Source organism: Streptomyces sp. NPDC047453 (genome assembly GCF_040643155.1).
Lineage (GTDB): Bacteria > Actinomycetota > Actinomycetes > Streptomycetales > Streptomycetaceae > Streptomyces.
In genome coordinates this window covers 16,046-21,799 of the sequence record NZ_JBEYTS010000093.1, presented here as the reverse complement: position 1 = coordinate 21,799, position 5,754 = coordinate 16,046, and the positions used below count along the sequence as shown (strand labels likewise).

The 5,754-nt window shown below is 68.0% G+C and carries 5 protein-coding genes and 2 pseudogenes; 1 reads left to right on the top strand and 6 read right to left on the bottom strand.

Annotation, left to right across the window (positions count from 1 at the left end):
* A pseudogene (locus ABZ818_RS38310) lies at positions 1 to 427 on the bottom strand (hypothetical protein); the annotation flags it as partial.
* Positions 428 to 1,139: 712 nt separating this feature from the next.
* Positions 1,140 to 1,622, bottom strand: a complete 483-nt coding sequence (locus tag ABZ818_RS38305; protein WP_361425587.1) for an ATP-binding protein — start codon at positions 1,620 to 1,622, stop codon at positions 1,140 to 1,142.
* Between the two features lie 621 nt (positions 1,623 to 2,243).
* Between ABZ818_RS38305 and ABZ818_RS38300 the strand changes: the two genes are divergently transcribed.
* Complete coding sequence (locus ABZ818_RS38300; protein WP_361425584.1) at positions 2,244 to 2,804, top strand: hemerythrin domain-containing protein; 561 nt, start codon at positions 2,244 to 2,246, stop codon at positions 2,802 to 2,804.
* 233 nt (positions 2,805 to 3,037) lie between these two features.
* Here ABZ818_RS38300 and ABZ818_RS38295 read toward each other — a convergent pair whose 3' ends face one another.
* From ABZ818_RS38295 to ABZ818_RS38280, 4 genes and pseudogenes are all read right to left on the bottom strand, one after another.
* The gene (locus ABZ818_RS38295; protein WP_361425581.1) at positions 3,038 to 3,244 is read right to left on the bottom strand and encodes a cold-shock protein; all 207 of its coding nucleotides are present in this window, start codon (positions 3,242 to 3,244) and stop codon (positions 3,038 to 3,040) included.
* Positions 3,245 to 3,306: 62 nt separating this feature from the next.
* Entirely contained in the window at positions 3,307 to 3,576 is a 270-nt protein-coding gene (locus ABZ818_RS38290) for a hypothetical protein (RefSeq protein ID WP_361425578.1), read from the bottom strand.
* A 1,321-nt stretch (positions 3,577 to 4,897) separates the two neighbouring features.
* Positions 4,898 to 5,260, bottom strand: a pseudogene (locus ABZ818_RS38285) (helicase associated domain-containing protein); the annotation flags it as partial.
* Between the two features lie 164 nt (positions 5,261 to 5,424).
* Positions 5,425 to 5,694 (bottom strand): CoA-transferase, encoded by a 270-nt coding sequence (locus tag ABZ818_RS38280; protein WP_361425575.1) that lies wholly within the window; start codon positions 5,692 to 5,694, stop codon positions 5,425 to 5,427.
* Positions 5,695 to 5,754 lie beyond the last annotated feature (60 nt).

Sequence of the window (5,754 nt, the reverse complement as noted above, 5' to 3'; positions counted from 1 at the left end):
CTGCTCGGATGCACTGGCGCGGGTGCTCGTCGTGGCCGAGGTGCTGCGCGGAGCACTCGGCAATGACGAGCAGCCCGGACTCGTCCACGCCGTCCCCGTCGGCGGCCTGCGGTTTCTGCCCAGGGCGAACGACGTTATCGGCCGCGGCCGCAGAGTCGTCCAGGAGGTCACGCCGCTCGGCGCCTGCGGCTCGCACAAGGAACGTGGTGGAGCTATGGGCGGCCTCCCATTGGTCCGCGAGTCGGTGGGCCCGGCCGGCGGCTGCCTGGGCCCGGCTCTCGGCGCCGTCGGCCCAGACGACGCGGGTGGCGCCGTCGTGGCCGTGGACGGACAGCATTACGTCGAGGCTGTCCCACATGGCAGTCGACGGCCGCTCACGCCAGCGGAGGACCACCGTGCCGTCCGGCCACTGCACACCATCGGCCACATCCCCAACCCCAGAGACGCCCGTGATGTCCCGGTCACGGCGGAGGACGAACAGGCGGGGTGCCGGGCCGCCTCGGGGTCGTGCGTTATGCGACATGGGGGTGTCCTTCAGTGCGTGGGATGGTCGGGTTCGGAAGGGACCGAGGATGCCGATAGTCCGACAGTCTCCAGGTTGTGGCGTCGCTCGCGGCGTTCCTCGCGCTTCGAAGAGGCGCGAGTAGGCCAGGTAGACGAGGGCGGCGAGGGCGGCGACAGTGAGCAGGCTGATGACCACGGCGAAGGCCCGCGCTGGTCTTCCTGATTAAGTCCGTGGTGACCAGCGAGCCGCGTGCTGGGAGTGCAACTGCTCATGTAGCCGCGAACGTCATCCCGGCAGCCCGATCCTTGCGCCGCGAGACGTTCACCGGCAGCGGGTGCACCCTCGCCCCACGGAACTGCGCGTTTTGCGGGCGACGGGGTCCGGGGTCATGGGCGGGTGGCTGGCGGCAGGCGTAGGGCGAGGAGGGCTACAGGCGCGCACTCCATGCAACGTCCGGCTCGGGATGCGCCTCCCTCTTTTCCCGCCCCACGCACGGGCGAGAACGGAGATCCCCATCCCGCCCGCTCCCACAGTCTTACGGCTCGTGAAGCTTGCCGAAGCCTGCGGCGCCCAGGGCGTGCGGATCGACGACCCCACCACCTGCCACGACCAGCTGCGCGACTGCAGGCCAAGATCACAGCTGGAGCGATGCATTGTCCGAGGCAAGGGCTTCGGGGCATCGGAAGTGAACGAAGATGATCTTGCCTCCGTGTTTAACCGGAGCAACGGTCACTCCGCCTCCGTACAGCTTGGCGAGGTCGACAACCGTGCGTAGCCCCTCGCCTGCGTCCGTGCGCGTTGTGGGTGGAATGTGCGGGTCACGGTCTGCGACACCCACCACCAGGTAATCGGCACCCACCGTAATAACGACTTGTGCGCTGGGAGAGCGATGATGTGTGTGCCTCACCGTGTTCGTGACCAACTCGCTGACGACCAGCAGTACCGCGTCCACCAGGGCGGAACCTGGCGCGACTTTCCACTCCGCGAGCGCCGCCTGCGTGGAGACGCGTGCCTGATGAACCGATGCCGGCTCCGTCGGCACGCTGAAGACGCGCCGGCACGGGCCCAGAGGTAGTACCTGCGGCTTGGCCGTCGTCGCTCGGCTGGACCACCTCATAGCGCCTCCCACGACCGGCGTGTCTGTCGGACCGCAAGACGGCTGAACCGCGTAAAGAGACCCGGCCGGCAGGGGATTCAGGCCAATCCTCCTATTCATGGTGGCCTACCCGCGGCCCTGACTAAAAAGCGGGCATTATTCGCATACCCGCTATACGTGCGGCCGTACTCAGGTCAGACGCCTAACGACAGTGGCGAGTGCACGGGCCCGCCCGCCTCGCCGCCACACCTCGATGTAGGCGACCGCGGCGACGGTCTGCGGGGCGGTGACGCAGAGGCTCGTTACCTGCCCCGCACGGCCTTGCGCTGCATAATCCTCAGACTCCACCGACCCGCCCCCCGCGCACCCGCCCCGTTGCCCCCGCGGTGCGGGCGCGTGCTCCTGGCCCCTGGGGCTCACGGTGTAGCGGCTTTGAGGAGCCGCTGCACGGGAGGACCCCGAGGGCCTGTCCGACGTACAGCAGCCCCGGAGGACGTACTGAAGGCCTGCGCGATGTTCAGGATGGATCCGATCGGGTGAGCGGTATCGGGCTGGGTCCCACATGGTGTGCCGATGGGGGATCAGTGTCTGCAGGCTGGGACAGACCCGGCCCTGACAGTACAAGCGAGAGGCGGATGGACGATGGGGCATGGCGGCAATGTGATCGAGGAATTGATGGCCGACCATCGGGAGGTCGAAGAGATCTTCGGCAGGATCCCATCCACGGCCGGCCAGGGTCAGGAGCTGCGTAATCTCGTCGACGAGGTCACCATCGAGCTGGTGCGGCACTCGGTCGCCGAGGAGCAGTACCTGTACCCGACGGTGCGCGAGCATGTCGAGGGCGGCGACAGGATCGCGGACAAGGAGCTCGCGGATCATGGCCGTGTCGAGGAACTCCTCAAGCAGTTGGAGAGGGTCAACGCCGATGACCCCCAGATGAGCGCGCTGCTGCAGCAGCTCATGGATGAGGTCGCTGTCCACGTTGAGGATGAGGAGAGCAACCTCTTCCCGCTGCTGCGTCAGGCGTGTTCCTCCGAGATGCTCGTTGATCTCGGGGAGAAGGTCCGGCGGGCCAAGGCCATGGCCCCGACCCGTCCGCATCCGGCTGCCCCGGACACTCCGCCCGTGAATAAGCTCCTGGCACCGGGCGTCGGCCTGGTCGACCGGGCCCGCGATTTCGTCACTGGGCGCGGCAAGTCCTGACGGCCCTCCCGCCACCCGCCGCCGGGCAGAGGTGGGATGGGGCACTGGGGGCTGGACCGCAGGTTCGGTGCGGCCCCGGTGACCAGGGGGCGGCCGTGAGGTGACGAGCGGGGCAGCACGGCTCCGCGAAACCAGCTCGCGGACGTCCAGGGCCGGACTCGGGCGTTGCGTATTCGCGCCGCGCAAAACGGCCGGGTTGTCTCCGGCAACCCGGCTTGCATCGCAGTGAGCAGTCAGCCCCGGACGATGTTTTGTGCTTGCGGGCCCTTCTGGCCCTGGCCGATGTCAAAGGTGACGTGCTCGCCTTCGTTCAGCTGACGGTAGCCGCCTCCGCCTTGGATTTCGGAGTAGTGGGCGAAGACGTCCGGGCCTCCGTTGTCCTGGGCGATGAAGCCATAACCCTTGTCGGCGTTGAACCACTTCACGGTGCCGCTGGCCATCCTGCTATTCCTTCGTTCATGCCTGGGAACAGCCCTTGATCACGGGCATGCTCCGGCTCCGCTCACTGGCTGCTCGCCCGGTCGGGTGTCGGCGGCAGTCCGGCCGCCTCCCGCAATGCAGGCATCACGATGGACGGGGCGCCGCTGGCCACCCACCGGAAGCGGGCCACCATCATCAGCTCGTCGACGCTCTCCCGCACGAACCCATCGACGATGTCCAGGCCGCCGGGGCGTTCCCGCACCACGACATGGCCCGGTTTGCCCTCGTTCGTGATCTGCTGGTGGTTCCCGGTGTCGGGGCATCCCGAGAACGCGTACACCCAGTAACTCATGGCTGCCCTCCTGCCGGGACGTAACGACTGCGCCCTTGATTGGGCACGACGGCATAGTCCGTCTGAGGGACTTAAGATGTCCGGCTCAGTGAAGGCCGCACCCGTGCTGGCCTGGATTAGGTCCGGTCAGACCCTTCTCGACGACGGCCGACAGCCGCCGTCGACAACCCTGGCGCAGGCACGGCTTGGGCACCGGGCTGCCGCACCGCTGGGAGTCGGTGCGGTCTGCCCAGCGGTGCGGTCGGACGGGCGAGCCCTCAGGCTCATCCGGGGTTGCTGGTCGACCAGACCGCCCGTCCGATCGTTCATCCTGCTCACCGATCGGCCCGCGACTGGTCACGGCACGCCAGTTGCGGACTGTGGGGCAGCCGAACAGCTCAATCCCGCTCAGGACAACTCCCGCACCCTGATCGACTCGCCTCTCGGCAACGGACGCCGCGTGAGGATGAGGTGACCTGCCGGAGGGCGGTGCTGGCTCTCGCCCCGACACATCCCTTGCCCGCGCCGTCCACAGGCCGCAGCCGTCTGCCCTGGGTCACGGAGGCACTGAACGCGGGCCCGTCGGGCACTGTCGAGGACGATGGAAGGGGTGCTGTGCTCGGATGCGCAGCAGGCGTTGGGCACAGTGCAGACAGGCCAGGTGGGCTGCACATTTCCGGCCGGACGGGTTACGCAAGGCGCTCACCTGCTGTGGTCGGGGTCTGGGCGGTCCTGGTAGGGGCGGCGGTGCCATGGCAAGCGGGCCCCTGACGCCGGGCCTGTCCGGTCCCGCCGCCCTGGCCACTGGCCCGACCAGATGGCCACGCCTGCCACCCGACCAACCCCGGCCATGACGGTGCCGGCGTCGACCGCAGACCCGTCCACGCCTGGGCAGGCGGGTGTGGCTGACATGGGTGAGGGCCCGAAACCGGGAGCGGTCTGTGGCCACACTGCCGATCGACTAGCAGACGTTGTCCGATGCCACCCCCGGTCCGTACCTGTGCTGGACCCCGATCTTTGTGATCCTCGACGTCAATGCGGCGTAATGCAGGCCACCCTGCGTTTTCAGGAGGACCTCATCGGGCGGTATCTCTTCGACGCGTTCCCCGACAATCCGGCGGATCCCAGCGCCAACTGCGGTGCGCAACCTGAGTGCTTCCCTGCGCCCGGTTCTGTGCTCGCAGCGGCCGGACACGATGACGGTGCAGAAGTACGACATCTTCGTGCCCGGCCACCCTGAAGTATTCAGCGGCTCGCCTGCGCCGCCCGGATGGAGCGGATGCGGTAGTCAGAGTGCGTTTGAGATCTCGGGCATACTCGGGTTCGCCTGGTGATGGCACCTGCCGTTCTTCGCTCCTTTCCGCCGGAGGTTGGCGATGTGCTGACCCACCGGAACCATTGCCTCGCCCTCGCCCCACACCGCGTCCTGCCGGGGTGCGAGCGGTGGTCCGGCGGTAGGAGCGGAGGGCTGCGAGCTTGTTCTCCCATGCTTCTTCGCCGGGTTCCCAGACCATCCCGGCCTCGGGCGCGTCCAGCAGTTCCTTGCGGCGCGGCTCCAGCTCCTCGGCCCGCAGCGCTTTGCGCTGCTGGTGTACCCACCGCCCGAGGGGAAGTCCTTGGTCACGCCCACTTCGACCTCAACGTCATAGGGCACGGCATACAGGCCGGTGATCTCGTTCTCCGTCCGCCAGCGGAGCAGCGCCTCCGCCGACGAGGACGAGCAGCCCGCATGCCGCGCTCCCAGAACGCGGCGTGGGAACGCAACATCGCCGCCGTCCGGCAATTCCACGCCCGCGAAGGCCACCTCGTAGTGCCCCCGCAAACACGTCGAGGACATCGATGGCGACCCCGTGGGACTGGGCTCGTTCATCAGCAACGCACGGCGGCGCGCCGCGAGCCGACCTCGAGGGCGGGTTCCGTCTTGGCGCGCAATTCTTCCAAGGTGACGTCCGGGGCGAGTTCGACAAGCCGCAGTCCGTCGGAGGTGACGTCGAGGACGGCGAGATCGGTGATGATCCGCTGGACGACACCGCGTCCCGTATAGGGGAGCGAGCACTCGTTGAGGATCTTGTACGAGCCGTCCTTGGTGAGGTGTTCCATGAGGACGATGACGCGGGCGGGGGGCCGGTGCCAGGGCATTCGGCCGCCCCCACCCCATTGAAAAATGAGGGGGGGTAGAGGAGGGGGCAATTGCACCGA

What these genes read in the sequence shown, in the direction of transcription:
- ABZ818_RS38305 (WP_361425587.1), bottom strand. Translation starts at nt 1,622, where the DNA reads ATGAGGTGGTCCAGCCGAGCGACGACGGCCAAGCCGCAGGTACTACCT.
- ABZ818_RS38300 (WP_361425584.1), top strand. Translation starts at nt 2,244, where the DNA reads ATGGGGCATGGCGGCAATGTGATCGAGGAATTGATGGCCGACCATCGG.
- ABZ818_RS38295 (WP_361425581.1), bottom strand. Translation starts at nt 3,244, where the DNA reads ATGGCCAGCGGCACCGTGAAGTGGTTCAACGCCGACAAGGGTTATGGC.
- ABZ818_RS38290 (WP_361425578.1), bottom strand. Translation starts at nt 3,576, where the DNA reads ATGAGTTACTGGGTGTACGCGTTCTCGGGATGCCCCGACACCGGGAAC.
- ABZ818_RS38280 (WP_361425575.1), bottom strand. Translation starts at nt 5,694, where the DNA reads ATGCCCTGGCACCGGCCCCCCGCCCGCGTCATCGTCCTCATGGAACAC.